The sequence below is a fragment of the Microbacterium sp. 69-7 genome, from assembly GCF_001897985.1.
GTDB classification, from domain to species: Bacteria; Actinomycetota; Actinomycetes; order Actinomycetales; family Microbacteriaceae; genus Microbacterium; species Microbacterium laevaniformans.
In genome coordinates this window covers 41,909-68,264 of the sequence record NZ_MKRU01000084.1, presented here as the reverse complement: position 1 = coordinate 68,264, position 26,356 = coordinate 41,909, and the positions used below count along the sequence as shown (strand labels likewise).

General features: G+C 71.5%; 27 protein-coding genes. 14 read left to right on the top strand and 13 right to left on the bottom strand.

Features of this window, described 5'->3' with window-relative positions:
• On the bottom strand, nucleotides 1–272 hold a 272-nt coding region (locus tag BGN98_RS08400), incomplete at its 3' end, for a hypothetical protein (RefSeq protein ID WP_288120779.1).
• A 75-nt stretch (nucleotides 273–347) separates the two neighbouring features.
• Between BGN98_RS08400 and BGN98_RS08395 the strand changes: the two genes are divergently transcribed.
• Nucleotides 348–2,417: an NAD(+) synthase gene (locus tag BGN98_RS08395; RefSeq protein WP_288120777.1), complete on the top strand. Its 2,070-nt coding sequence runs from the start codon at nucleotides 348–350 to the stop codon at nucleotides 2,415–2,417.
• Nucleotides 2,418–2,505: 88 nt separating this feature from the next.
• On the opposite strand, the gene BGN98_RS08390 is transcribed toward BGN98_RS08395, so the two are convergent.
• On the bottom strand, nucleotides 2,506–3,093 hold the full coding sequence (locus BGN98_RS08390; RefSeq protein WP_288120775.1) for a 4'-phosphopantetheinyl transferase family protein: 588 nt from the start codon (nucleotides 3,091–3,093) through the stop codon (nucleotides 2,506–2,508).
• 231 nt (nucleotides 3,094–3,324) lie between these two features.
• Between BGN98_RS08390 and BGN98_RS08385 the strand changes: the two genes are divergently transcribed.
• A complete protein-coding gene (locus BGN98_RS08385; RefSeq protein ID WP_061682442.1) occupies nucleotides 3,325–4,293 on the top strand; it encodes a hypothetical protein in 969 nt (322 codons plus the stop codon).
• A 1-nt stretch (nucleotide 4,294) separates the two neighbouring features.
• On the opposite strand, the gene BGN98_RS08380 is transcribed toward BGN98_RS08385, so the two are convergent.
• The 4 genes from BGN98_RS08380 to BGN98_RS08365 form a co-directional block, all read right to left on the bottom strand.
• A complete protein-coding gene (locus BGN98_RS08380; protein ID WP_288120771.1) occupies nucleotides 4,295–7,381 on the bottom strand; it encodes an AAA family ATPase in 3,087 nt (1,028 codons plus the stop codon).
• A complete protein-coding gene (locus BGN98_RS08375) occupies nucleotides 7,378–8,526 on the bottom strand; it encodes an exonuclease SbcCD subunit D (protein WP_288120769.1) in 1,149 nt (382 codons plus the stop codon). The genes BGN98_RS08380 and BGN98_RS08375 overlap by 4 nt, the downstream gene beginning before the upstream one ends.
• Before the next feature lie 53 nt (nucleotides 8,527–8,579).
• Complete coding sequence (locus tag BGN98_RS08370) at nucleotides 8,580–10,046, bottom strand: MFS transporter (RefSeq protein ID WP_288120767.1); 1,467 nt, start codon at nucleotides 10,044–10,046, stop codon at nucleotides 8,580–8,582.
• A gap of 103 nt (nucleotides 10,047–10,149) precedes the next feature.
• Nucleotides 10,150–10,692 (bottom strand): hypothetical protein, encoded by a 543-nt coding sequence (locus BGN98_RS08365; protein WP_288120765.1) that lies wholly within the window; start codon nucleotides 10,690–10,692, stop codon nucleotides 10,150–10,152.
• Here BGN98_RS08365 and BGN98_RS08360 point away from each other — a divergent pair.
• Nucleotides 10,679–11,239 carry an alpha/beta fold hydrolase gene (locus BGN98_RS08360; RefSeq protein ID WP_288120763.1) on the top strand — a complete coding sequence of 187 codons (561 nt, stop codon included), beginning with the start codon at nucleotides 10,679–10,681 and terminating at the stop codon, nucleotides 11,237–11,239. The genes BGN98_RS08365 and BGN98_RS08360 overlap by 14 nt on opposite strands.
• A complete protein-coding gene (locus BGN98_RS08355) occupies nucleotides 11,191–11,481 on the top strand; it encodes an alpha/beta fold hydrolase (RefSeq protein WP_288120761.1) in 291 nt (96 codons plus the stop codon). The genes BGN98_RS08360 and BGN98_RS08355 overlap by 49 nt, the downstream gene beginning before the upstream one ends.
• Nucleotides 11,482–11,511: 30 nt before the next feature.
• On the opposite strand, the gene BGN98_RS08350 is transcribed toward BGN98_RS08355, so the two are convergent.
• From BGN98_RS08350 to BGN98_RS08340, 3 genes are all read right to left on the bottom strand, one after another.
• Nucleotides 11,512–11,802: a hypothetical protein gene (locus tag BGN98_RS08350; RefSeq protein ID WP_288120760.1), complete on the bottom strand. Its 291-nt coding sequence runs from the start codon at nucleotides 11,800–11,802 to the stop codon at nucleotides 11,512–11,514.
• 97 nt (nucleotides 11,803–11,899) lie between these two features.
• Nucleotides 11,900–12,211 carry a GNAT family N-acetyltransferase gene (locus BGN98_RS08345; RefSeq protein ID WP_288120758.1) on the bottom strand — a complete coding sequence of 104 codons (312 nt, stop codon included), beginning with the start codon at nucleotides 12,209–12,211 and terminating at the stop codon, nucleotides 11,900–11,902.
• Nucleotides 12,212–12,251: 40 nt separating this feature from the next.
• Nucleotides 12,252–12,824, bottom strand: a complete 573-nt coding sequence (locus BGN98_RS08340; protein ID WP_005049741.1) for a P-loop NTPase family protein — start codon at nucleotides 12,822–12,824, stop codon at nucleotides 12,252–12,254.
• A gap of 403 nt (nucleotides 12,825–13,227) precedes the next feature.
• Here BGN98_RS08340 and BGN98_RS08335 point away from each other — a divergent pair, with 403 nt between their 5' ends.
• From BGN98_RS08335 to BGN98_RS08320, 4 genes are read left to right on the top strand one after another with little or no spacing between them, the layout of a single operon-like run.
• Nucleotides 13,228–13,965, top strand: a complete 738-nt coding sequence (locus BGN98_RS08335) for a winged helix-turn-helix domain-containing protein (protein WP_005049740.1) — start codon at nucleotides 13,228–13,230, stop codon at nucleotides 13,963–13,965.
• Nucleotides 13,966–14,021: 56 nt separating this feature from the next.
• The gene (locus BGN98_RS08330) at nucleotides 14,022–14,990 is read left to right on the top strand and encodes a DNA-3-methyladenine glycosylase family protein (protein ID WP_016464274.1); all 969 of its coding nucleotides are present in this window, start codon (nucleotides 14,022–14,024) and stop codon (nucleotides 14,988–14,990) included.
• A gap of 28 nt (nucleotides 14,991–15,018) precedes the next feature.
• The gene (locus BGN98_RS08325) at nucleotides 15,019–15,174 is read left to right on the top strand and encodes a hypothetical protein (protein WP_288120754.1); all 156 of its coding nucleotides are present in this window, start codon (nucleotides 15,019–15,021) and stop codon (nucleotides 15,172–15,174) included.
• A 59-nt stretch (nucleotides 15,175–15,233) separates the two neighbouring features.
• Nucleotides 15,234–15,956: a Pr6Pr family membrane protein gene (locus BGN98_RS08320; protein ID WP_288120752.1), complete on the top strand. Its 723-nt coding sequence runs from the start codon at nucleotides 15,234–15,236 to the stop codon at nucleotides 15,954–15,956.
• Here the strand turns inward: BGN98_RS08320 and BGN98_RS08315 are convergent.
• Together BGN98_RS08315 and BGN98_RS08310 are read right to left on the bottom strand one after the other, a co-directional pair.
• Nucleotides 15,895–16,725 (bottom strand): aldo/keto reductase, encoded by an 831-nt coding sequence (locus BGN98_RS08315; protein WP_288120750.1) that lies wholly within the window; start codon nucleotides 16,723–16,725, stop codon nucleotides 15,895–15,897. The genes BGN98_RS08320 and BGN98_RS08315 overlap by 62 nt on opposite strands.
• 26 nt (nucleotides 16,726–16,751) lie before the next feature.
• On the bottom strand, nucleotides 16,752–17,564 hold the full coding sequence (locus BGN98_RS08310) for a Cof-type HAD-IIB family hydrolase (RefSeq protein WP_288120748.1): 813 nt from the start codon (nucleotides 17,562–17,564) through the stop codon (nucleotides 16,752–16,754).
• A gap of 117 nt (nucleotides 17,565–17,681) precedes the next feature.
• Between BGN98_RS08310 and BGN98_RS08305 the strand changes: the two genes are divergently transcribed.
• From BGN98_RS08305 to pgi, 4 genes are all read left to right on the top strand, one after another.
• Entirely contained in the window at nucleotides 17,682–19,028 is a 1,347-nt protein-coding gene (locus BGN98_RS08305; protein ID WP_288120747.1) for a sensor histidine kinase, read from the top strand.
• Nucleotides 19,016–19,672: a response regulator gene (locus tag BGN98_RS08300; protein WP_016464268.1), complete on the top strand. Its 657-nt coding sequence runs from the start codon at nucleotides 19,016–19,018 to the stop codon at nucleotides 19,670–19,672. The genes BGN98_RS08305 and BGN98_RS08300 overlap by 13 nt, the downstream gene beginning before the upstream one ends.
• Nucleotides 19,669–20,535 carry a hypothetical protein gene (locus BGN98_RS08295; RefSeq protein WP_016464267.1) on the top strand — a complete coding sequence of 289 codons (867 nt, stop codon included), beginning with the start codon at nucleotides 19,669–19,671 and terminating at the stop codon, nucleotides 20,533–20,535. Before BGN98_RS08300 ends, BGN98_RS08295 begins: the two co-directional genes overlap by 4 nt.
• A gap of 305 nt (nucleotides 20,536–20,840) precedes the next feature.
• The gene (gene pgi / locus BGN98_RS08290) at nucleotides 20,841–22,520 is read left to right on the top strand and encodes a glucose-6-phosphate isomerase (protein ID WP_016464266.1); all 1,680 of its coding nucleotides are present in this window, start codon (nucleotides 20,841–20,843) and stop codon (nucleotides 22,518–22,520) included.
• An 85-nt stretch (nucleotides 22,521–22,605) separates the two neighbouring features.
• Here pgi and BGN98_RS08285 read toward each other — a convergent pair whose 3' ends face one another.
• The gene (locus BGN98_RS08285; protein WP_288120744.1) at nucleotides 22,606–23,157 is read right to left on the bottom strand and encodes a helix-turn-helix domain-containing protein; all 552 of its coding nucleotides are present in this window, start codon (nucleotides 23,155–23,157) and stop codon (nucleotides 22,606–22,608) included.
• Nucleotides 23,158–23,222: 65 nt separating this feature from the next.
• On the opposite strand from BGN98_RS08285, the gene BGN98_RS08280 reads away from it, so the two are divergent.
• Nucleotides 23,223–24,779 (top strand): SAM-dependent methyltransferase, encoded by a 1,557-nt coding sequence (locus tag BGN98_RS08280; RefSeq protein ID WP_288120742.1) that lies wholly within the window; start codon nucleotides 23,223–23,225, stop codon nucleotides 24,777–24,779.
• A 28-nt stretch (nucleotides 24,780–24,807) separates the two neighbouring features.
• On the opposite strand, the gene BGN98_RS08275 is transcribed toward BGN98_RS08280, so the two are convergent.
• A complete protein-coding gene (locus BGN98_RS08275; RefSeq protein ID WP_288120740.1) occupies nucleotides 24,808–25,449 on the bottom strand; it encodes a YdeI/OmpD-associated family protein in 642 nt (213 codons plus the stop codon).
• A 214-nt stretch (nucleotides 25,450–25,663) separates the two neighbouring features.
• Here BGN98_RS08275 and BGN98_RS08270 point away from each other — a divergent pair, with 214 nt between their 5' ends.
• On the top strand, nucleotides 25,664–26,347 hold the full coding sequence (locus BGN98_RS08270) for an FtsX-like permease family protein (protein WP_288120738.1): 684 nt from the start codon (nucleotides 25,664–25,666) through the stop codon (nucleotides 26,345–26,347).
• The last annotated feature ends 9 nt before the right edge of the window (nucleotides 26,348–26,356 follow it).

Here is a 26,356-nt window from a genome sequence, read left to right as displayed (position 1 = left end):
GCCGCGGCATCCGACGATCGCGTCTCGGGCAGTTCCACGACACGTCCGGGATACTGCGCGCGGTAGGCCTCCAGCTGGCGCAGCTCGTGCTGGGTGCCGAGCCGACCGGCGCGCTCGAGGGTGAGGTCTTCGGGTTCGACGACCGCCGGCACCCGTCCGAGCTTGGCGTCGATCGCACGCAGCCACGCGAACTCGCACTCGGCGGCTGCTTTCAGATCGCTCGCGCTCCAGACGATGCGCGCGCCGTCGCCGGTGTCCTCGATGTATCGCATGTCACCCTTCCGCCTTCGACGCTAGTCGGCGCCGCCGACATCGCCCAGCGCCGGCGCACCTGCCAGACTGGAGGGGTGAGCGAGAACCTGCCGTTCGAGAGCGTCTATCGGCACGGGTTCGCCCGGGTCGCCGCCTGTACGATCCCCGTCGCGATCGCCGACCCGGCGCGAAACGCCGAGGCGGTCATCGACGCGGCCCGCGCGCTCAGCGACGATGCCGTCGCCGTCGCCGTCTTCCCGGAGCTCTGCCTGACCGGATACGCCATCGACGACCTCGTGATGCAGGATGCCGTGCTCGACGCCGTCCACGCCGCCATCGCCACCCTCGTCTCGGCCTCGCAGCAGCTGCGTCCGCTGCTGGTCGTCGGCGCACCGCTGCGGCTGGGGCCACGCCTCTACAACTGCGCGGTGATCATCCACGGCGGCCGCGTGCTCGGCGTCGCACCGAAGAGCTATCTGCCGACCTATCGCGAGTTCTACGAGGCCCGCTGGTACGCGGCCGGAACGGATGCCCCGGAATCCACCGTGCTGGTCGGCCAGGAGGTGCCCGTCGGCACCGACCTGCTGTTCGCCGCGGACGACGTGCCGGGCCTGGTGGTCCACGCGGAGGTGTGCGAGGACATGTGGGTGCCCGTGCCGCCGTCGTCCACCGCCGCTCTCGCCGGTGCGACCGTGCTCCTGAACCTCTCCGGCAGCCCGATCACCGTCGCGCGGGCCGATGATCGTCACCTTCTCGCGAAGTCTCAGTCGTTCCGCTGCATCGCCGCCTACGTCTACGCGGCCGCGGGCCTGGGCGAGTCGACCAACGACGTGTCGTGGGACGGACAGACGATGATCTACGAGTCGGGCGCCCTCCTGGCCGAAACCGAGCGCTTCCCGGACGGCCCGCGCAGCGCCGTCGCCGACATCGACCTCGACCGCATCCGCCAGGACCGCCTTCGCCAGGGCACGTTCGACGACAACCGCCGCGCGGTTGCACCGGCGACGAGTCCGATGCGGACGGTGGCGTTCACGGTCGATCCGCCGGCATCCGATATCGGCCTGCGTCGCCCGCTCGACCGCTTCCCCTTCGTGCCCGACGACCCGGCACGACTCGACCAGGACTGCTACGAAGCGTTCAACATCCAGGTGTCCGCGCTCGAGCAGCGGATGCGCGCGATCGGGTCACCGAAGCCCGTGATCGGCGTCTCCGGCGGCCTCGATTCGACGCACGCCCTCCTCGTCGTCGCGCGGGCGATGGACCGGATGGGGCGAGCGCGCAGCGACATCCTCGCCTACACGATGCCCGGCTTCGCGACGAGCGATCGCACGAAGTCGAACGCCATCGCCCTCGCCGAAGCGATCGGCGCATCGATCCAGACGATCGACATCCGCCCCATGGCGACGGAGCTGCTGACGGGCATCGGCCACCCCTTCGCGAACGGCGAGCCCGTGTACGACGTGACGTTCGAGAACGTGCAGGCCGGGGCGCGCACCGACTTCCTGTTCCGACTCGCGAATCAGAACGGCGGATTCGTCGTGGGCACCTCCGACCTGTCGGAGCTCGCCCTGGGATGGGCCACCTACGGCGTCGGTGACCAGATGAGCCACTACGCGGTGAACGCCGGGGTGCCCAAGACGCTCATCCAGCACCTCATCCGATGGGTCATCGCCCACGCCGCCGACGACGGCATGAGCCTGTCGCCGGCGGCGAAGGACGTGCTGCAGGCGGTGCTGGACACCGAGATCAGCCCCGAGCTGGTGCCCGCCGGCCAGGACGGCAAGGTGCAGTCGACCGAGGACACGATCGGACCCTACGCGCTGCACGATTTCGCGCTGTTCCACGTACTGCGTTACGGCTTGCGCCCGTCGAAGATCGTCTTCCTCGCAGAGCACGCCTGGCGCGATGCAGATGCCGGGGCGTGGCCGCCGGGCTTCCCGGCATCCGACCGCTACGGTTACGACCGCGAGACGATCGTGCGCTGGCTGCGGGTGTTCCTGACGCGCTACTTCGGCTTCGCGCAGTTCAAGCGCACCGCGATCCCCAACGGGCCGAAGGTGCTTCCGTCGGGGTCGCTCTCGCCGCGCGGCGACTGGCGAGCGCCCAGCGACGGCAACGCCGCGGTGTGGCTCGCCGAGCTCGACCGCGCGTTCCCGGCCGCCTGAGCCCACCCGCGCCCCGCGGCGTTCATCCGTCCGCTGTGGTCGCTTCACCCCGTCGGATGCGGCAGCAAGGGACGGATGAACACGGGGATCAGACCGCGGGAAGGGTTCCGATCGCGATCGTGATCACCCAGCTGTCGCGCGACGCGTCGACGAGCGTGTACTTCATGTTGCGGTCCGGGATCCATCCCTTCAGCCGCCCCATGTCCAGCCGCACGTTGTCGGGCGCGACGCGCACCCCGCGACCGTCGGCCTCGAGCACCGCCTGCACCCGCACCCAGTGCTGGAGCAGGTCGGGGATGTTGTCCGGGTCGAACAGGTGCGAGTGCTTCTGCATGAAGCGGATGTCGGCGGGTTCCGGTGTCATGTCACGGATGTCGATGCCCAGCGGAAGGCCCGGGTCGCAGATGGCGACGATCGTCGCGGCGCGGAAGCTCGCCGTGACGATGGCGATCGGCAGCTCCTCACCGTCACGCGAGGCGATCAGGCGCGTGTGGTAGCCGAAGCCGCGCGGCGCCTCGCGCTCGATACGGATGTCGTTCACGTCACAGCCGAGGCGAGCGGCAATGAGCTCCTTCGCGAGAATGCGGCGACGATCGTGGACGGTGGTGGCCGGGTCCCAGCCGAGTCGCGCGGCCACCGAGGGCGGAGTGTCGAGCAGAACCGAGGTGAGTGTCATGGCGTCCCTTTCATCGGGCGTCCCGCCGCGTGCTCGCACCGGCGGGATGCCGCGTGCTCCCATCCTGTCTCAGGATGGCCTGTCGCGGTCATCGGATGCGACGTGAGAAACGTCGCGGACAGCTCACCGAGAACAAAGTCACAGTGAGTCGATAGGGTCGACATAGCGCCGCCACGCCGACGTCTCCCGGACCAGGCCCCGCGATGATCGGACAAAACGAAGGAAGAACAGATGTCGACACCCCCGCCCACGAATCCTCAGGATCCGGACGGCTCGGCCGCCGACGTCCCCGACGCGGTCGCTCCCGACGCGGTGGACTCCACCCCCACCGAGGTCTACCCGCCCGCAGCCCCGCCTGCCGCACCCGCCCCGACCGGCGGCTACGGGGATGCCTACGTCGCACCGACGGCGCCCCCTCTCCCGCCCGCGGCCGGCCAGCCCACCGTGCCCTACGGCGCACCCACCGCCCCCTACGGCGCGCCGACCCCGCCGTACCTCGCACCCTCGGGCCCGCCGGTGCCCGACACTCGCTCGAAGGCCATCGCGTGGACGGCACTCGGCCTCGCCGCCGGGGGCACGCTCCTCAGCATCATCGGCATCGTGCCGGTGCCGTGGGTGGGTCTGGTGGCCGTGCTGATCGGCGGTCTGCTGCTGCTGGCGGGCTTCATCTTCTCCATCGTCGGGCTCGCGGGCAAGCGCTACGGCGGAAAGCCCCTCAGCATCACGGCCCTCGTGCTGTCGCTGGTGGGCGCGACGATCGGCTCGTTCGCTCTCATCTGGTCGATCATCCTCGTCGGCGTCTCCTCGGCGGGCTCATCGATCGACGAGATGATGAGCACCCCGACGCCCATCCCCTCCGTCGAGGTCAGCCCCGGCGACATCCTGCCCGGCGAGGGCGACGATTCTGCAACGGCGACGGAGTCGGCGGCGCAGCAGCAGTTCATCGCCGACGTCCGCCCGAAGGTCAACCAGATCCTCACGGAGGTCGACCCGACGGCGACGCCCGAGATCATCGAGCAGGTCCTCCCCGACGAAACGCTGATCCTCATCGGCGAGACGCTGCTCACGACCGGCGAGGCGGGAATCGACGACCTCGTGCAGCAGACGATCACCAGCGTGGGAGCCGACGAGAGCTCCGCCGACATGCTGCGCACGCTCTACGGTGAGATCCTGACCTCTGCGCGGACCTACCTGCAGTAGGTCACCGCGCGCGTTTGACCACGGGGGCTCGAGCGGCATCCTGATGGATGACGCTCGGGCCCTCCGGCGTCGATGCGACCAGCAGCTGGGCCGGCAGCTGCTCCTTCATCGCCTCGACGTGGCTGATGACACCGACGGTACGCCCGCCCGCGCGCAGGTCGTCGAGAGTCCGCAGAGCGAGTTCGAGTGTCTCGGGGTCGAGCGATCCGAAGCCTTCGTCGACGAAGAGCGTGTCCAGACGGATGCCGCCGGCCCGGGCCGTGACGACCTCTCCAAGACCGAGCGCAAGGGCGAGCGAGGCGAGAAAGGTCTCGCCGCCGGACAGCGACTGCGGCGGACGCCGCCGGCCGGTGTGCGCGTCGAGCACGTCGAGGCCCAGGCCCGACGCGCGCCCGCGCGCGGCACGGGCGTCGGAGTGGTGCAGGGTGTAGCGTCCCGACGACATCTCCGCCAGACGCACGTTGGCAGCCGCGACGATCTCCTCCAGTTCGGCGGCCAGCACGAAGGTCTCGAGGTCCATCCGCATCGTGTTCGGCGCCCGCCCGGCCACACTGTCGGCCAGACGGATCACGGCGGCGGCCTCGTCGGCGCTCTCCTGCACCTCCGCCAGGGCACGGTCGACCTGCTGCAGCAGATCCTGGAGCGCCTCGGCCGTGCGGACGGCGCCGGCGTGAGCGGAGATCGCATCGGTGCGCGCGGCATCGGCGAGCTCGACGGCATCGCGAGAAACGTCGACGTCGTGGGCCGAGGGGTCATCGCCGCCGGCGTCGAGTTCGAGTTCGAGAAGTCGAGAGCGCGTCGCCGACAGCTGCGCCGCGTGGTCGGCGATCGCGATGTCGATCCCCTCGATCTCCTCGTCGGAGATGAGCGCCGCCCGGGCCGCGTCGAGATCGTCGAAACCGGAGGCCGCGAGCAGCGCGTCGAGTTCCTGTCGGGCGTCGAGGTGCGCACGAGCGCGCTCATCACGTGCGGCATCAGCCACGACGACCGCGCGCGCCCGATCGCGGTCCTCGGCGACGGCGTCGATTCTCGCCGCCACCGTCGCGAACGACCCGCGCGCCGCGGTGACGACCGCCTCGAGGCGGGAGATGTCGGACTCGGCCGCGCGGGCACGCTCGCGCGCCGTCGCGAGGTGTTCGACGCACGCCGCGCGCCGCTCGTCGTCGGCCGCGGCGGCCTGCTCGGCGCGCGCGCGGCGCTGCGACAGGCCGGCGAGTTCCGCGGCCGCACGCTCGGCCTCGGCCTGCGCCGCGGACGTGGCGGCGAGTCTCTCCTCGGCCGCGGCCCCGTCGAGGCCGCCGGCGGCGATGCGGGCCGCAGCGACAGCTTCCCGTGCGAGACCGGCACGCTCGCGCGCGTCGGCCTCGGCGACGGACGCCTCGTCTCGCGCGCGCTCGGCCGCCACCAGCAGGTCATCGGTGACGGGCTCGTCGGCGGGCGGCGAGGGGTGGGGATGCTCGGTGGAGCCACAGACCGGGCACGGCTCCCCGGGAACGAGCGCGTCCGCAAGCTCCGCCGCGACGCCGGCGACACGTCGACGCAGCAGCGCACCGAGCGCAGCCGAGGTAGCCTCGGAGTCCGTCAGCGCCGTCGCGTACGCAGCCTCGGCCGCGGCGAGCGCGGCCGCGAGGTCGTCGGCACGATGGGCCGCAGCGACGACCTCGCGCTGACGCAGGTGCTCGGCACGCAGATCGTCGAGACGCGCCGCGGCGACCGACACGGTGGCGATCTCGGCGTCGATCTGGGCACGCTCGGCGGGACGGGCGGCGCGGCGGTCATCGATGTCCGCGAGGTCGTGCTCGCGCGCCGCGATCGCGGCGACCGCAGCCTCGTGCTCGACCCGACGCGCGACGAGGTCCCGCTCCTGAGCGGCTGCGATCTCCCACCGGGCGAGATCACCGGTGAGCTGCCCGACCGCGCGAGCGGCGTCGGCTGAAGCGTCCGTGCGGCCCGCACGCCACCGATCCCGAGCCGTGTCGGCGTCGTGCGCCGCCGCCGCCGCAGCGCGCTCGGCACGCTCGAGAGAGTCGAGAGGGGCGCGCAGCACCGCGGCGGCACGCCCGCCATCCAGCCGGCGGCGCGCACGTGCGATCTCGTCGGCGCGGGCCTCGAGTTCACCGAGGCGGTGGCGCAGCGTCTGTCGCTCCTGCGCGCGCGCCGCGGCGGCCACGACCGCGGCGTGCGCAGCGGCCGCGGCGGCGAAACGCTCCTCGGTCGCCGTGCGCGCGAACTCCGCCTGTTCGACGCGGTACCGCGCGCGGCGGTGCGCCCGCGCGAGATCCTCGCGACGGGTCGCCACGGGCGCCGGCGCGGGATCCGCGCGCCGAGGGTCGGGGTGCGCTGCAAGCTCCGATCCGCCCGCGTGCTCGTCAGCGAGGTCGCCGGCGCCGTCCTGCGCCTCGCGGATATCGAGATCGTGAGCTCGGGCCAGCCTCTCACCCTCCTCGACGAGCGTGCGCGCACGCGAGTCGACAGCGGCCAGAGCCGTCTCCGCCTCTCGGCGCCGGCTATCGAGCTCATCACGGTACTGCTCGAATCGACGCGTACCGAAGAGCGTGCGCAGCAGGCCCTGGCGCTCCTCACCGGAGGCGAGCAGAAACCGCGAGAACTTGTTCTGCGCCAGAAGGATCACCTGCTGGAACTGCTGCGCGTTCAGACCGAGGATCTCGCCGAGAGCCTCGCCGACCGTGCGCGGTTTCGCCGCGCGCCCGACCCATCTTCCCTCGACCAGCTCCTCCAGCTCCGCCCGCGGCGGCTCCGTCGTCAATCCGCCCCCGCGCTTGGCGGGGCGGTCGTATTCCGGCGCCCGCGTCACGCGCCAGCGTCGCGCGCCGACGGTGAACTCCAATCGCACCTCGGTCGGGTCGGAGAGATCCGCGTGGTCGCTGCGCAGACGCTTCTCCCCGCCGTCGTAGCGGGGCACGCTGCCATACAGGGCGAAGCTGACCCCGTCGAGAATGCTCGATTTGCCGGTGCCGGTGCGCCCGGAGATCAGGAAGAGTCCGTCGGCATCGAACGCGTCGAAGTCGACGACCTGCGTGTCACGGAAGGGCCCGAAGCCGGTGAGCTCCAAACGGTGGAGCTTCATGCCAACGCCTCGACGACGACGCGCTCCTCGAGCACGTCACGCAGCACCTCGCGCTCTCGCTCCGTCAGCCCCTCGCCGTCACGCACATGTGACAGGAACGCATCGAACAGCTCGAGGTCGCTGCGTGCGGCCCGGACACGATCGGTGTAGCCCCGCCCATCGCTGTGGCGTGCGACGTCCGGCACGTGCACGACCTTGGCGCAGTACGGAAAGCGCTGCTGCAGCCGTCGCAGCGGATCGCGCACCGGAAGATCATCGGTGTATTCGACGCTGACCCACGCGTCGCGAGCATCGTCGGACGAGGTCGCGGCCAGGATCTCCTCGAACGGCCCGCGCAGGGTGACGAGGCGTCGAGGAACCGGCAGCTCGACCCACACCGCCTCCGACGCTCCCTCGGCATCCATCTCGATGAGCCACGACCCGCGCGGCTTGTGCCCTTCACCGAAGCTGTAGTGCAGCGGCGCGCCGGCGTAGCGCACATGCTCAGCCAGCTTCTGGCGACCGTGGATGTGACCGAGGGCGACGTAGTCCACACCGTCGAAGGCAAACAGGGGCACGACATCGAGACCGCCCTGCTGGATATCGCGCTCGAGGTGCGGGGTGGGCTCGACGCCGGCCGCGAAGCAGTGCGCGATCGCCACCGTCCGTCCGCCGCGGGAGGCGTGGTCGACGCGGACGACGTCCATCGCACGGCGAAGCGCATCGGCCTGCGTACGCACCCCGGGCCACACCGCACGCACGAGCGCGGGTTCGAGGTAAGGGATGCCGTAGAAGTGCACCGGACCGTGCTCGTCCGACACCGTGATCGGCTCGCCGATCGCCGCCGGGTCGGTGCGCACGTGGATGCCGTCGCGCAGCAGCGCCGCCTGGAAGCCGAGCCGCGCCGCGGAGTCGTGGTTGCCGCTGGTGACGATGACCTGCGCGCCGGTGTCGGCCAGTGCCCGCAGCGTCTCGGACAGCAGCGTGTAGCAGGCGGCGGCCGGCGTCGCGGAATCGAAGACGTCGCCCGCCACGACGACCACGTCGACCGCGTGGGTGCGGACCTGTTCGGTGAGCGTCTCGAGCACACCCCGCAGCGCATCGAGCGTCGAATGACCGTGGAAGGTCCGCCCGATGTGCCAGTCGGAGGTATGCAGGATGCGCATGGCTCCACGGTAGGCGCAGCCGCCGACATCGCACGGAAGGCCCGCGGGTGGGCTCAGTCCTGGGCCGCTCTGCGCCGCGCGCCGAGGTCGATGACCCCCAGCAGCAGCGCGATGCCCAGGAAGACGCCGACGGCCACCATGCCGTAGGCGTACGCATCGTGGAAGACCGCGAGCGCGTCGCCCCCGCCGTCCTTCTCGCGATAGACCGTCGAGTAGAACAGCGAGAGCCCGATCGCGGTGCCCACTGCCGTGCCGACGCGCTGGCCGAGCTGGCCGACCGAACCGGCGAGGCCCCCCTCGCGCGTCGGGATCTCGGCGAGGGTGAGCGTCTGGTTCGGCGCGACGACGAAGCCGGCGCCGGCACCGGCGACCACCATGACCCCCGCCATGGCGTACTCCACGACTCCGGCCGGCACCGTGTACGCGACGATCGCGAGGGCGACGACGCTCACGAGCACCACGATCAGCCCGCCGACCACGAGGGGGCGCCCGAGCCGCGCGACGAGCGAGCCGCCGAACCACGCGGTGATGGCGCTGGCCACGGCGAAGCCGATGGACACCATGCCGGCGAAGACGGGCTCGGTGCCGATGCCGATCTGCAGGAACAGCGTGGTCAGCAGGAACATCGCCGGGATCGCCGTGAAGTAGGTGGTCACGACGAGGGTGCCGTTGCGAAACGACGAGATCGAGAAGAGCGAGAACGGCACGAGCGGCGAGCGACCGGATGCCGCATACCGCCGCTCCCACCAGGTGAACGCGCTCACGAAGACGACGAAGAGAACGAGGCTCCACCACCGACGCGGATCGTCGGTCGGGGCGCCGGTCGTGAAGAGGAAGGGCCACATGAGGGTCACGATCGTGAACGCGAGCAGCATGAGGCCGACGGGGTCCAGCTGCAGGCGACCGGGCGTCGATCGACGCGTTCGCGGGAGCAGGCCCAGCACGCCGGCGATGACCAGTGCACACAGCGGCACGTTGATCCAGAAGATCCACCGCCAGCCGTCCTGCACCCCGCCGACGGCGATCATCAGGCCACCGAAGGTGGGGCCGATCGCAGTGGCGACACCGATCGTGGCTCCGAACAGTCCGAAGGCGCGACCGCGCTCCTTGCCGACGAAGATCTGCTGGATGGTTCCCAGCACCTGCGGCATCTGGATGCCGGCGGCGAGGCCCTGGACGAGGCGGGCAGCGATCAGCACCTCGATCGTGGGCGCCAGGGCGCAGACGACACTGGTGACGAGGAACAGGCTCAACCCGACGAGGAACAGGGCTTTGCGCGAGCGTTGATCGCCGAGCCGCCCGAAGGGCACGAGCGCGAGACCGAACATGAGCACGTAGCCGGAGACGACGATCTGCAGCTGGGTCGAACCGGCCCCCAGCGCCTTCTCGATCGAGGGCAGCGCGACGTTCACCTTGCTCAGATCGAGGATCGTCAGCGCCGCGACGGATACGCAGACCCAGAACGCGCGCCAGCGCTGCCCGCCGTCGAGGGAGATGCTCGCGGTACCCGGACTGGTCATCCGTCCACGTTATCGCCCCCTCACGCGTGGCCACCGTCCCACGACACAGCGGACGGGCGGCTCGGAGACCGTCTCCGAGCCGCCCGTCGCGGTGGGTGCGGACTCAGCCGTTTCGGATGCGGCGGCGTCCGATCAGCAGGACGGCTCCGGCTACCAGCAGCAGCGCTGCGAGCATGCTCGCCGCCGTGATCAGCACCGGGCTCTGACCGCTCGTGGCCAGCGAGGCCGCGCCGGGGTCGCTCTGACCCGTGCCGGTCTGACCCGTGCCGCTCTGACTCGTGCCGTCGGTGGGGACCGGCGAGGGCTCGGGGTCCGGGGTCACGACGACGTCGGCCAGCGTGACCGCATCGGAGTTCGACACCTGCACGAGCTGATCGCGGTAGCCGTCGTACTGCGCCGTGACGGTGCGGATTCCCGCGGGGACGACGACGCTCGCCCCGCCGCGCGAGACGAGCACCTGCACCGACCACGCGCTGGCGCGCACCAGCGCGGAGGTGGCGGCCTGCCCCGTGAACGTGACGGTTCCGGCGACGTCGCCGCGGTCGGCGGCGACGACACGCGCGGTGACCGTGCGCTCCTGCACGCTCAGCGACGTCGTCGAGGCGACCGCGCTCACGCCCGTCCACTCGTGCATGGCGGTCAGCACGGATGCCGTCGATCGCGCGATCGACGAGATCACGGGCGTACCGACCGATGACGGGCGCATCGAGGTTTTCGCACACGGCGGTGCGAGCATGGTGGCCGAGCGTCGCGGCGATGCCGCGTCGGCGCGCACCGTGGTGCTGGTGCACGGGATCGGCATGGGTCGCAAGGTGTTCGGCGACCTGGTGCAGCATCTCGATGGGGAGGCACTGGTCGTCGCGCTGGATCTGCCCGGCTACGGCGACGCTCCCGAGCCGACACGCACGCCCACGATCGAACGGATGGCCGACCTCGTCGCCGCGTATCTGCGCCATCTGGGACGGGGCCTGGTCGTGCTGCTCGGGCACTCGATGGGCACGCAGGTCGTCACCGAGACCGCCGCCCGACACCCCGACACGGTCGACCGCCTCGTTCTGGTCGCCCCCACCGTCGACCGCCATCGCCGCCGCGCGCTGCACCAGGTGTGGCATTCGGCGCGCGATCTCTGGGCGAGAGCCCGAAGGTGCTGCTGCTCGGCGCCCGCGAGTACGTGCGGGCGGGACCGCACCTGAGGCGCAAGATGCGGGCGATGCTCAGCCACCGGCCCGAGGGCGTCTACGCACGGGTGTCGGCGCCCACCCTCGTGGTGCGGGGAGAACTCGACGTCGTCGTTCCCCGCGAGTGGTTCGACGAGGTCGTCGCCGCCCTCCCCGACTCCCACGCCTTCGTCGTCGAGGGACACCGTCACGAGACGCTCATCCGCACGGCAGAGCCGACCGCCCGGGAGCTGGGCCGCTGGCTGTCGGAGAAGTGACGCGCGTCGACAGGCGCCCGCCGCGTGCGCTCAGTCCGCGGACTCGTCCGCGGCGAGCTCAGCGATCAGCGCGAGGATGACCTCCTCCTCGGCGGGAACCCCCGTCTCGGCGAGGCGACCGCGAACGGCCTTGTCGACGGTGGCGGCGTTCTGCCCACCGACGTCGGCGCGCAGCTGGGCGATCAGTCCGTCCAAGCGCTCCTGATCCGATGTCTCATGAAGCTCGAGACGGGGCTCGTCCTGCGTCGGCGCGCTCTCCCCGCCTCCCGACGGCTCGGCATCGATCACGCCGTCCGGGAGTTCGTCTCGCTCGGTGCTCATGGGCTCTCCTCACGTCGGTCGTCCCACCGTGCGGGGCCGCGCGGCGACCGACCAGACCCTTGACGGCGCCGGCGCCGAGGAGGTAGGCGATGACGGCTCAGGCGGTCCGCGGCGGCGCCAGCAGCGACTGGTGCTCGGGATGGGCCGCGAACCAGTCGGCGACGTACCAGCAGACCGGGCTGATGACGCGATCGCCTCGAGCGGCGACGTCCTCGACGGCGCGCGCGACGACGTCGGCCGCGTACCCGTGACCGCGGAAAGCGGGCACCGTGTAGGCCCGCGTCATCGCGACGGTGCGGCCGTCGTCGCGGTAGTCCAGCGCGCTCACGATCTGATCCCCTCGGCGCAGCGTGTAGCGCGACGTGTCGGGCTCGTTGCGGAACGACAGCTCGTCGACGGTTTCTGTCATATCCCTACGCTACGCCGGGACGCAGGGGGCAGGCGCGACGCTACACGGCGGCAAGCGAGCGCACCCAGTCGTCGACCTCGCGCTGGCCCCGCAGCCGCAGCACGGGGTCACCCGCGGCGATCCGTGCTTCCATCCGCCGGCGCATGCCCGGATAGCTCGTCCAGGCCCAGCGGAGGATGTTGTCCTCCGGCTTCCACTTCAGCCACGAGCGCACCCTTTCGCGATTGCCGTGCCAGAGCTCTTCGCGCAGGATGCCGCGGCGGAGGGTCCGTCGAAGCACCCGCCACATGACGACGCGACGTGGGTGGTCGACCCACACCACGACGTCGGCCCCGCCGGGAGTGCCGGGCTCCATCAGACCGCCCAGCCGCGAGTTCCAGTTGCCGTCCGCGACCCACCCCTCGGGGTGCGCAGCGAGGAACGCTCGCACGCGACCCTGCGCCTCCTCGAGGTCGCGGTAGGTCCACCCCGCATCCCAGAACACCGCGTCCAGTTCGAGCCGGGCGATATGCATCCGCGCCGCGACGTCCTCCGCCAGCCGCGACTTGCCCGAGCCCGAGGTCCCGACGATGCGGATGCGGGCGGGTGGCGTGGTCGGGGCGTTCACGACCATGCACTCTGTCACATTCCGTCATCTTGTGACGGCGGCATCCGTGCGGTTTGACACATCGCGACGCGATTCGTCATAATCAGGCCCATGACTGACAACGCACGCACTCTGTCCGCCCTGGAGGCGAACGGACATGCCGGCATCATGATGATGCCGCGCGTTGCCATGTGTTGCCGAATGTGCCACTGACGGTGAACCCCGCCGGGTGCGCCCGCCGACGCTGACCCACCTCCGTCAGCCGGCCGCCACCCCCCGAGCACCGCGCCGCGCACAACGCGAACGCCGGCTGTCTCGCACAGGCCCTCGCATCCCATCCGATGCGGATCTCGCACCGGGCCTCACGCAACACACACCCGAACCCGCTCCTGGGCCGCACGCCCCGGGTTCCGCCCCGAAGGACATTCCCGTGTCGAACACCGCTCTTCTCGCCTCGCCCGCTCCCGTCCGTCACCTGCGCGCCGTCTCGGACGTGCCGCAGCGTCCCGCCGTGGCCGCCCCGGCCGCGAGCGCGGCGACCCCCGCCACCGGCACCGTCCCGGTCGGCACCGCGCCGCGCGGCTTCGCTCTCTACGTCGGCATCGACGAGGCGAAGGCGGCGGCAGACGGCGTCTCGCTCTCCACGCTCGTCGAAGCTCTGCGCCGCACGCTCGGCGAACTCGCCCCCCACGCCGAGACCTATGCCACGGTCGCCCTGGCGCCCGCGTCCGCCGGTGGCCGTGACGTCGACGTCGTGCGCCTCGCGCTCCACGAGCCGAGCGCCGTCGCCCGCACGAAGCAGGACGAGCCCGAGGACGACCACGTTCCCGGAGGGGTGACGATCGACATCTCCCGCCGCCGCGTGCACATCGAGGGCGAGACCGCGCAGCTCACCTTCAAGGAGTTCGAGCTGCTGCAGTACCTCGTGCTCCGCGAGGGCCGCACGATCGAGCGTGCCGAGCTGGTGTCGTCGCTGTGGAGCCACGCGGATGCCGAGGAGGCACCCGGCGAACGCACGATCGACGTGCACGTGCGCCGCCTGCGCTCCAAGCTCGGCCGCTACGAGGACATCGTGCGCACCGTCCGCGGCATCGGCTACCGCTTCGACCGCCACGCCGACGTCGTCATCCGCTATGGCCACGGCGCCCCCTCGCCCGACCGCTTCTGATCCGCATCCACGCCGCGCGCGTCGGGATGTCGGAGGCCCTGACATAGGGTGACGGCATGACCACGCGGGAGAGGATGCCGCTGCGCGCTGCGCCGCCGGCGACACGCGACCCGCGTCAGCCTTCCCCTCGACCCCTCGAAAGCGAGTACCGGCCGCGCGTACCCACCGACGTCGCGCGCGCCGTGCGCCCCCAGCAGCGCGGCGCGCATGATCCGTCGCAGCTCGAGCACCAGGGTGTGATCTGGCGGGCCACGCGCACGCCCGAGGGTGTTGCGACCCTGGCGTTGCGCATCGACCGCGACCGCGTCCGTGCCGCGGCCTGGGGGGCCGGTGCCGCCTGGACGCTGGAGCAGCTGCCGCGACTGTGCGGCGCCGACGACGACCCGGCCGGTTTCGAACCCCACCGACATCCGCTCATCTCCGACACCCATCACCGGCATGGCGATCTGCGGCTCGGTCGCACCGACCTCGTCTTCGACGCGCTGATCAGCGCCGTGTTCGAGCAGAAGGTGACGGGGCTGCAGGCCTTCGGCGCCTGGCGGATGATCCTCACCTGGTGCGGCGAGCGCGCACCCGGCCCGACGCCCCGGCCGATGTTCGCGCCCCCGGCCGACTGGCACCTCATCCCGAGCTGGACGTGGCACCGCGCCGGACTCGAACCGCCGCAGTCGCGGACGATCGTGCAGGCGGCCGCCCGGCGCACCTCGATCGAGCGGGCCGCTCGCGACCCGGCATCCGCCGACAGCGCCGTGACGGGCCTCCGCGGCATCGGGGCGTGGACCAGCGCGGAGATGCGCATCCGCGCCTTCGGCGATCCCGATGCCGTCAGCGTCGGCGACTACCACCTCTCCCACCAGGTGGGCTACGCCCTGACCGGTCGCCGCGTCGACGACGACGGGATGCTCGAGCTGCTGGAGCCCTGGCGTGGGCACCGTCAACGCGTGATCAGACTGATCGGGCTGAGCGGCCGGCTCGAACCGCGCCGCGGTCCCCGCTTCGCACCGGAGGACCACCGCGGGCGATGACACCGGGCCGACCTTCTACGCTGGTGCCATGCCCCACAGAGGATGGCCACGCGGCCGCATCGGCTGGTTGATCGGAACCGTGGTGCTGCTCGGCTCGGGAGTGCTGTTCGGACTCATCATGCAGAACGTGCTGCTCGATCGGCTGGCTCATCGCGTACGAATCGTGGCGCGGACGCACGCCTGAGCTCGAGGACCCGTGGGACGACGGCGCGCAACTGTGAGCGTGAGCCCTCACATGAGCGAATGATCGCGCGCTCACGCATCCTCGCCTTCGGCTACCGCGCCGTGGCGGCGCTCGTGATCGTGATCGGCATCGCCCGCGTGTCGGGGCTGTGGACGGCGAGTCCCAACTGGTCGGCCTTCCTGTACTACACGGTGCTGAGCAACGTGCTGTGCCTGGGTTGGATGGTCCTTTCCGCCCTCGCCACACTCCGCGATGCGCAGCACGCCGGCTGGAGCGGAACGTCGACCCCGTCGCCCCGGGCGGCGGCGGCGGTGATGCAGACGATCACCGTCACGATGCTGGTCTACCTCTTCGTGCTCGCGCCCGCGCTGTTCACCCAGCCGGGCACCTACCGGCCGTTCACCCTCACCGACAATCTCGTCCACTTCGTCACGCCGATCCTCGTGATCATCGACTGGGCGCTGTTCGTCCCCAAGGGTCATCTGCGCCGCTACGACCCGCTGCTGTGGGTGCTCATCCCGTTCGCCTACCTCGCGTTCGCGTACACCTACGGCGCCTTCGGGGGCCGGTTCGCCGGCGGCACGAGCGTGCCGTACCCGTTCATGAACGTCGCGAAACACGGGGTCGGCGGCGTCGCGCTGTGGATCGGCGGCCTGACCGTGGGGCTCGTCGCGGTCGGCTATGTCTTCGTGGGATGCGACCGCCTGCTCGCGCGGGCGTTCACATCTCCTCGTGCGTCTCGGGATCTCCGCCCCACAGACGACCCCGCTCCAGGGAGCTGAGCGCGGCCATCTCGTCGTCGGTCAACATGAAGCCGAAAATGTCCGCGTTCTCGTGCTGACGCGCCGGCGTCGCCGACTTCGGGATCGGCGTCGAGCCGAGCTGGGTGTGCCAGCGCAGCACGGCCTGCGTCGGCGTCACGGCATGGGCGGCGGCGACATCGGCGACCACGTGCTCGCCGAGCAGCTCGCTGCGCCGGGCCAGCGGACTCCAGCTCTCCGTGCGGATGCCGTGAGCGGCATGGAAGGCGCGCAGCGCGGCCTGGGGGAAGTACGGGTGCATCTCGACCTGATTGACCGCCGGCACCACGCCCGTCTCGTCGATCAGCCGGGAGAGCATCGCCGGCGTGAAGTTGGAGACACCGACCGAGCCGACCTTGCCCTCGCTTCGCAAGTCGACCATCGCGCGGAACGTCTCGACGTAGCGGCCGACGCTGGGATTCGGCCAGTGGATCAGGTAGAGGTCGATGCGCTGCAGGCCCAGACGCTCGAGCGACGCGTGGGCGCTGCGGATCGTCTCCTCGTAGCCGTGGTCGCGGCCCGGAACCTTCGTCGTCACGATGAGCTCGTCGCGGATGCCGCTGCGGCGGACCGCCTCGCCGACCTCGGTCTCGTTCTCGTAGTTCACGGCCGAGTCGAGCAGGCGATAGCCCGCGCCGATGGCCGCCTCGATCGCGGCGACACCGTCCTCGCCCTGCAGCTTGTAGGTGCCGAATCCGAGCTCGGGAAAGGACGTGCCGTCGTTCAGGGTGACCGTGGGGATCTTGACCATGCCTCCACGCTACGCCCGGCGGATGATCACCGTGCGATCAACTCCTCGATGACGCTCAGCACCCCGGCATCCGCATTCGAGGGCGCCCGGAACCGCGCGACGGCCGCGACATCCGGGTGGGCGTCGGCCATGGCGTACGACCAGTGCGCGGCACCGAGCATCTCGAGATCGTTGAGGTAGTCGCCGAACGCGGCGGTCTGCTCGGCCGTCACACCGAGCGCATCCTGCAGCGCCCGCAGCGCGACCCCCTTGTTGACGGTCGCGTTCATGATGTCGACCCAGTGGTGACCGGAGACGACGACCCGGTGGGTCTCGGCGAGATCGGCGAAGGCGGGCGCGGAGTGCTCCTCTCCGCCGTCGAGGTCGTAGATCGCGAGCTTGAGGATCTGATCGTCCACGGTGAGCAGATCGGCCACGACCTCCCGACGCGCGTAGTACTTCTCGACCTCCGCGAGGAAGCGAGGAGCGGTGTCCTCGACGTACGCCGACCTCTTGCCGCACAGCACGAGTCCGGCGCGGAGGGTCCCCTCCGCGACGGCGGCACGCAGGCGCGCGACGACGGATGCCGCGACCGCCGGATCCACGGCGTCCGAGCTGACCTCGACGTCGCCGCGGACCACGTACGCGCCGTTCTCGGCGATGTAGTCGAGCTCGCCGTCGACGGCGGCGAACGTCTGCTGCAGCGTCGCCAGCTGGCGACCGCTGGCCGGGGCGAAGGCGATGCCCCGCTCGCGCAGCCGCCCCAGCAGCGACCACAGCCCGTCGGGCACCGACCCGTCGGGCAGCAGCAGCGTGCCGTCCATGTCGACGGCGATCAGGCGGATGTCGCGGACGGTCATGCCTCCATCCTTCCGCACGCCCTCCCTCGGCGCGGAGCCGGCCGGTGGGGATAACCCCACCCCGATTCGGGGGACCGCTCCCTGCGTCCGCGCCGTGGCGCGCCCTAGCGTGGAGTCATGTCAGAGACCGCCGCCCTGCCCCCGGCATCCGTGCCACACGCCGCACCCCCACCGCCCGCGCCGACGGCGCCCGCGCGCCGCGTCGGAGTCCTCGCCCATCTCGGGGCCATCGCGCAGCTGGCGGCGATGGGGCTGGCGGGCACCGCGATCTTCAGCCTGCTTCTGCTGCTGTTGAGCCTCGGCGTCGGGCTCCTTCCCGCTCTCGGGGTCGGGGCGCTGTTCCTGGTGGCGTTCGTCTACGCGACGTGGGCCACCGCATGGCTCGAATACGCGCGGGTCGACGGCCTCTACGAGTACGGCCTGCCCGCGCTGACGGCACGCCCCAGCGCCCACCCCGGGTTCACCGGGTGGCTGCGCACCCTCTGGCAGCAGTTCACCGACGGCCCGATGTGGCGCGGCGTCGCCTCGGCGGGCATCTCGACGATCCTCGGGCTCGTCGTGCTGCCGATCGTCGGCGCCCTGTCCTCCAGCGTGGTGCTGCTGTTCGCTCCACTGATCGGCGAGGATGCCGCTCGCATCCCCGCCACGGACGTGCAGATCGGCATCGAGGCGGCCGTCCCGGTCGGCATCGTGGGCATCATCGTCAGCCTCGCGCTGTTGATCGGCGCCGCGCTCCTGCATGCGGTGCTCACCCGGGCGGTCCTCGTGCCGAGCCGTGAAGCGGTGCTCGTGGAGCAGGCCCGCGCCGCCGGCACGCAGCGCGAGAGCGCGGTGCGCTCCGGCGAACTGGAGCGCACGCGCATCGAACGCGACCTCCACGACGGCGTCCAGCCGCGACTCGTCTCGGTGGGGATGATGCTGGGGCTGGCCCAGCAGAAGATCGACAGCGATCCTGCCGCGGCCAAGGCGCTGATCGATGAAGCCCACACCTCGACCAAGGCGGCGATCACCGAGCTGCGCCAGCTGGCCCGCGGCATCCACGCCTCCGTCCTCGACGACCGGGGCCTGGATGCCGCCCTCAGCGCCCTGGCCGCACGATCGCACGTCCCCGTGACCCTCGACGTGCGTCTGCCCGATGCCTCCGGGGACCCGTCGAATCGGTGCAGCCGCACGGCCGAGGCCGCGGTCTACTTCGCCATCGCCGAGTCGCTGACCAACGCGGCCAAGCACTCGCGGGGCAGCGAGGTGCGCGTGACGGTGCGCCGACGCGATGGCGTCGATCAGGGCGCGCCGATGCTCTGGGCACGCGTCGAGGACAACGGTGTCGGCGGTGCCCGCGTGCTGCCCGGCGGCGGCCTCGACGGCATCGCGCATCGGATCGCGGCAGCCGGCGGGGTGAGCCGCCTCGACAGCCCCCACGGCGGTCCGACCGCTCTGGAGGTGAGTGTGCCGTGCGCATCCTGATCTGCGAGGATTCCACCCTGCTGCGCGAGGGTCTCGTGCGCCTCCTCGACGACGCCGGTCACGAGGTGGTCGCCGCGCTCCCCGACGCCGGGGCGCTGATGGATGCCGTGGCCACCTCCACCCCGGATCTGTGCATCCTCGACGTGCGCCTGCCGCCCACGTTCACCGATGAAGGCATCCGCGCCGCGGTGCACCTGCGCGCCGCACATCCGGAGGTGGCCGTGCTGGTGCTCAGCCAATACGTCGAGGAGCGGTATGCGGGCGAGCTGATCAGCACGCAGTCCGCGGCGCTGGGCTACCTGCTGAAGGATCGCGTGGCCGATGTCGGCGATTTCCTCGATGCGGTCGAACGCATCGGCGCGGGCGCCACCGTCCTCGACCCCGAAGTGGTCGCGCAGCTGCTCACCCGCCGCGGACGCGACGCACGCATGGAGCGGCTGACCGAACGCGAGCGCAGCGTGCTGGCGCTGATCGCCGAAGGCAAGAGCAACCAGGCGATCGCACAGACGCTGTTCGTCACCGAGGCGAGCGTCGAGAAGCACATCACCTCGCTGTTCCAAAAGCTCGACCTCGAGCAGGACGAACACGGCAACCGACGGGTGCTGGCCGCCCTCATCCACTGGGAGAACGGAACGAACCGATGACCACCACCCTCACACCGCCTCCGCCGACCGCCGGCGCGGGCGGGCCATCCGCCGGCCGTCCCGACGGACCGCCGCGTCCGACCGGCCCACGCCCGGCGGCCCGCGTCGTGGCGATCCTGACGATCGCGCTCGGCGCCGCCCTGATCTTCGGCGCGTTCGCCACCTCGGCGCTCGGCGCGATCGCCGGCGCCGCGCGCGGCAGCGGCACGCTGACGGCGGATGCCGCGGACGTACGCGCCCTCACCGTCGACGTGGCCGCCGCGGATCTGAGCATCGTCTACGGCGGTGACCGCGCGTCGCTGGAGGTCGACGGTGCCGTCGCGGACTGGCGCCTGCGTCGCGACGGCGATCGGCTCGTGGTCACGACGCAGCGTACGTGGTGGAGCGCGATCCGCCCCTTCGGGCGCAGCGACACCGCGGTGCTGACCCTCCCCCGTTCGCTGGAGCGGGTCGCCCTCGACGGCGATCTCACGCTCAGCGCCGGCGCGCTGCGGGTGCAGGGCACGTACGGGACGGTGGACGCCACCGTGAGCGCCGGATCGATGGAGCTGTCTGGGCGAGCGGCAGCGCTCACCGCGGACGTCTCCGCCGGGCGACTCGTCGTGGATCTCGCCGGAGTCGATCGCGCGGGCTTCAAGCTGAGCGCCGGGTCCGTCGAGGGCAGCCTCACCGGGTCCGCGCCCCGGACACTGACGGCGGACCTCAGCGCGGGCCGGCTCGCTCTCGTGCTGCCCGACGCGACCTACGCCGTGTCCACCGACGCCGCCGCCGGGGACGTGGAGAACCGTCTGCGCGTGGATCCGGATTCGCCGCGGCGGATCAGCCTGACGGTCTCGGCAGGGTTCGCCTCGCTGCGATCGTGAGGACGGGACCGTTTCCTGGCAGGACGGTATGCGAACGATATGCACTCGGCGGACGTGCCTCCGGTCGTGACCTGGCCGTTATAACGTGAGTCATCGCCGAATCCGGACACCGACTCCATGAGCCGGAGGAGGCGACGCAGGACTCTCCCCCTGCGAATGCGGTGCAACGGATTGCAGGGCCGGTCGTCCTCTCGGACGGCCGGCCCACCGTCGTTTCCGGGGCTCGCGCATCGATCTCGTCCGGCCATGCCTTTCTCACAGGACTCGCGTCTGCACACCCGGCTCGCGGACGCTAGCGTAAAGGCGTGAGCACTCCCATCGACGCCACCCGCACTCCCGCCTGGGCCGATCTGTCCGCACGCGCCGCGGATTTCGCCCCCGACCTCCGCGCCTGGTTCGCCGACGACCCGACGCGGGTCGAGCGGCTGACCTTCGACGCCGCCGACCTGCACGTGGACCTCTCGAAGAACCTCGTGGACGACGGCATCCTGACCTCGCTCCTGGCCCTCGCCGACGACGTGCACCTGGCCGATCGCCTCGCGGCCATGTTCCGCGGCGAGCACATCAACACGACGGAAGACCGCGCCGTGCTGCACACGGCGCTGCGACGCCCGGCCGGAGCGACGCCCGAACTCGTCGTGGACGGCCAGCACGTGGATGCCGATGTGCAGGCCGTGCTGAACGCGATGAGCGCTTTCGCCGATCGCGTGCGCTCGGGCGCGTGGAAGGGTGTCACCGGCAAGACGGTCACGCACGTCGTCAACATCGGTATCGGCGGCTCCGACCTCGGTCCCGCGATGATCTCGACCGCGCTGGAGCCGTATGCGACCGCGGGGATCAGCGCGCGTTTCGTCTCGAACATCGACCCGTTCGACCTGGCGCACAAGACGAAGGACCTCGACCCCGAGACGACGCTGTTCATCGTCGCCTCGAAGACGTTCACGACGCTGGAGACGCTCACCAACGCGCGTCTCGCGCGCGACTGGCTGTGGACGGGCCTGGCCGCCGCCGGGGCGATCGACGGCTCCGACGCGCAGAAGCAGGATGCCGTCGCGCACCACTTCGTCGCGGTCTCGACCGCCCTCGACAAGGTGGCCGACTTCGGCATCGACCCGGCCAACGCCTTCGGATTCTGGGACTGGGTGGGCGGCCGCTACTCGGTCGACTCCGCCATCGGCCTGTCGCTGATGGTCGAGCTCGGACCGGACGCGTTCCGCGAGCTTCTCGCGGGCTTCCACGCGATCGACGAGCACGTGCGCACGACCCCGTTCGCGCGCAACGTGCCGGTCCTCATGGGCCTGCTCAACGTCTGGTACACGAATTTCCTCGGCGCGCAGTCGCACGCCGTGCTCCCCTACGCCCAGCAGCTCAGCCGCTTCGCCGCGTACCTGCAGCAGCTGACCATGGAGTCCAACGGCAAGCGCGTGCGCTGGGACGGCTCGCCGGTCACGAGCGACACGGGCGAGATCTTCTGGGGCGAGCCGGGCACCAACGGTCAGCACGCCTTCTACCAGCTGATCCATCAGGGCACCCGCCTGATCCCGGCGGACTTCATCGCCTTCGTGAACCCCGCGTACGACCTGAACGACGGCGGCCGCGACGTGCACGGCCTGTTCCTGGCGAACTTCCTCGCGCAGACCAAGGCTCTCGCCTTCGGCAAGACGGCGGAGGAGGTCGAAGCCGAGGGCACCACCGGCGCGCTCGTGGCGGCACGCACGTTCCCCGGCAACCGCCCGACGACGTCGATCTTCGCGCCGGCGCTGACCCCGCGCGTGCTCGGCGAGCTGGTCGCTCTGTACGAGCACATCACCTTCACGCAGGGTGTGGTCTGGGGCATCAACTCCTTCGACCAGTGGGGCGTCGAGCTCGGCAAGCAGCTCGCCCTGCAGATCGCCCCGGCGATCGAGGGGGACGAGGCCGCGACGGCTGCGCAGGATGCCTCGACCCAGGCGCTCCTGTCGTACTACCGCACGCACCGCGGCTGACGCGTCCCTCCTCCGCGAGAAACCATCGCCGCGTCGAGAAACACGCGCCGGCGTGGTTTCTCGCGGCGGTCGTGGTTTCTCGCCGTCAGGCGAGGCGCGTGTGGAAGCGTTCGCCCGAGGCACTGAAGATGCTCAGCACCTCGGCGGGGCCATCGGCGGTCGCGCTGATCGAGTGCGGCAACCGCGTGTCGAACTCGGCGGCCTCGCCGGCGCCGAGCGCGTGCTCGCTGCCGTCGAGCGCCAACCGCACGCGTCCGCTCAGCACGTAGAGCCACTCGTATCCCTCGTGGATGCAGGCGGCGGGCGCGGCATCCATCGGCGGATAGACGATCTTCAGCGCCTGCATCGGCGAGTCCTCGAGCGTCAGCGGCGCGATGACCATCCCGTCGCGACGCTCGATCGGGCGGTGCACGCGCGGGTCACGTGTCTCGGTAGGAAGGAGATCGTCGATGCGGATGCCGAGTCGACGCGTCAACGGCAGCAACAGCTCGAGCGAGGCTTGTCGCTTGCCCGACTCCAGACGCGACAGCGTACTCACCGAGACGCCCGCCGGCGTCGCGAGCTCCTCGAGCGTCCAGCCGCGTGCGTGCCGGGCCGCACGAAGGCGAGCGCCGACCTGATCGAGAGCGTGGGACATCTCCTCAGTTTGCCAATAACGCAATTTCGTTTGCAATCATCACCCGCACCTTCCACAGTGGACCTATGCAGAGCAGAGAGTGGGACGCGGTCGTCATCGGCGGCGCCGCGGCCGGCCTGAGCGCCGCGCAGATGCTGGGACGTGCGCGTCGGCGCACGCTGGTGATCGACAGCGCCAGCCCGCGCAATCGCTTCGCCGCGCACATGCACGGCGTCCTGGGCCACGACGGCATCGATCCCCAGGCGCTGCTCGCGCGCGGACGCGACGAGCTGGGCCGCTACGGCGTGCGCGTCGAAGAGGGCGAGGTCGACGGCATCCGCGATGACGGCGCCGTGTTGCGCCTCACGCGCACCGACGGCACGATCGACACCGCTCGCGCCGTCATCATCGCCAGCGGAGTGCGCGACCAGCTGCCGCCCGTCGCGGGGCTCGACGAACTGTGGGGCCACAGCGTGCTGCACTGCCCGTACTGCCACGGCTTCGAGGTGGCGGGCAGCCGTCTCGGCGTGCTGGCGACCTCGCCGCAGAGCGTGCACCAGATCGAGCTGGTTCGGCAGTGGAGCGAGGAGCTCACCGCCTTCACGGGCGCGATCGAGCCCCTCGACGACGAGCTGCGAGTGCGCTGGCAGGCGCGCGGCATCCGCATCGTGCCGACACCGATCGTCGCACTCGACGGTGCGGGCGGTGCGCTGCGCGCGGCGCGGGATGCCGACGGCGAGACGCACGCGATCGATGCCCTGTTCGTCGCGCCGGCGCCGGTGATCGACCTCGCCTTCGCCGACGCCCTTCGCCTGGCGCGCACCGACGATCCCGGGGCGCCGCTGGCGGTCGACCTCCTGGGCAGGACCTCGCATCCGCGCGTGTGGGCGGCCGGCAATGTCGTCGCGCCCTACGGCAATGTTCCCGTCGCGATGGCGGCCGGATCGATGGCGGGCGCCGGGGTCAATGCCGCACTGGTCGTGGAGGACGGCGACCTGGCACTGGCGCAGCGCGCCCGCGAACGAGCCTCGGCGTGGGAGCAGCGCTACGCGGCCCGCGACAGCATCTGGTCGGGTCACGTCAATGCGACCTTCGCCGACCTCGCCGCGACGCTCCCGGTCGGCCGGGCCCTGGAGATCGGGTGCGGCGAAGGGGCGGATGCCGTGTGGCTCGCCGAGCGCGGCTGGACCGTGACGGCGGTCGACGTGTCGGAGACGGCCATCCGCCGGGGCGCGGCGGCAGCGCGCGACCGCGGGCTCGCCGAACGGATAGCCTTCTTCGCGGGAAGCGGTGCGGACGCGGCGCCGACCGGGACGTTCGACCTGGTGAGCGCGAGCTTCCTGCGCTCCTGGGAGCCGGACTTCCCACGGATCTCGCTCCTGCGCGGCGCCGCCGCGCGCGTCGCCGTCGGCGGGCATCTACTGATCGTGTCGCACGCCTCCGCGCCGCCGTGGTCCCGTCACGAAGAGGACGGGCAACGCCCACGGCTGCTGCCCCCGGAGGAGGAGCTGCGACTGCTCGACCTCGATCCGGAGGCGTGGGAGCCCGTGCGCGTGGAGACCCGCACCCGCGCCGCAACGGGCCCCGATGGGGAGCCGGGGACGCTCGAGGACGGCGTGCTGCTGCTGCTGCGCCGGCGCTGACGGTCGACGACGCGGCCGCGCGCCGCCGTTATGACTCTCCGTGCACCGCGGCCGCCGCAGCGGCGCGCGCGAGCCACGCGGGCGGGGTGCCGTAGCGCTGCGAAGGGATGAGTCGCCCGGCCGCGCACTCCGCGACGAGCGTGCTCAGTCGGTCAGCGCGCGTCTGGGCACGCTGCGCGCCGTGCACCCAGTTCGCGCAGACCCGACGGTAGCCGGGCGTCGCGGCATCCCAGAACGCGTGGGCGGCGGAAACCGCGGCGATGGCGGCCAACTCGGCCGCATCGAGCTCTTCGCGCACTTCATAGGAGTAGGTCGCGCTGCGCTCCGGTCGACGCTGCTCGAGTGCCGCCAGGCCCGCCGGGTGCATGCGCCCCTCCACGGTGAGCCGCGCGACGTGGGCGATGTTCACCGCGCTCCACGTGGAGGTGGGCGTGCGCGGCGTCCACCGCTGGATGCGCGCGTCGTCGTCGAGCCGTCGACTCGTCGAGTCGATCCAGCCGAAGCACAGCGCCTCGGGGACCGCGTCCTCCCAGCGCAGCCCCTGCTCGGGATGACCCTTGCGCCGGCGCACCATCCACAGTTCGGTCGCGGTGTCGTGGTGGGCTTCGAGCCATGCCCGGAAGGCCGCGGCATCCGCGAAGAACACCGGCTCGCCCCCGTCCACTCCCATGCCGCGACGCTAGCAGCGACCCCCGACGCGCGACAGAGATCGCCCGGGAGGCGGATGCCGATACATCCCGGGGCCGATGACGCCGCGGGGGCCGCCGCGAAGACCTCGTCGTCGTCACCCACGACCCGGGAGTCGCGGCGCGCTGCTCGCGGACGCTGCGCATGACCGACGGGCGCATCCAGGGCTCGGCGACGGTCGCGACGGGCGGCGCCGCATGAGCGTCGCCGGCACCGTCCGCCTCACCGTGATGCTCGCGCGCCCGTCGCGGCAAGGCCGCGCCGCGCTGGTGCGGCCGATCGTCGCTTTCGGCGTCACGACCGCGCTGCTGCTGGTCGTCGGCGGCGGCGTCGGCATGTTCTTCACCGACCCGCGCGCCGCCGGGGAGATGCAGATCATCTACCGCGTGCTCAGCGCACTGGCGCTCGTGCTGCTCACGGTGCCGATCGCGACGCTGGGGGCGGCCGCGGCACGTCTGTCGGCGCGCCGACGCAACGACCGTCCGGCCACTCTGCGCCTCCTCGGCGCCGGGGCGGGAGAGGTCAGCGCGATGACGGTCGTCGAAGCGGGCGCGACCGCACTGGTCGGCGGCATCCTGGGCGTCGGTCTGTACGCGGCGCTGCTGCCGCTGGTGGGACTGCTGCCGTTCTTCGGCGGCCCCGTCGGAGCCGCGGCGCTCTGGACCGGCGCGGGCGCGGCGGCCGGGGCGGTCGTGGGTGTCGTCGTGGGCGCCACGGCGAGCGCGGCACTGAGCCTGCGACGGGTGCAGCTGACGCCGCTGGGCGTGGCTCGTCGCACCGACCCGCCACGGCGGCGCACGACGGCGCTGGTCTTCGGCGTCCTGGCGATCGTCGCCGTGGCGACGGCGGTGTCGAACATCACCGCGATCGCGCAGGTCTAGGGCGCCTCG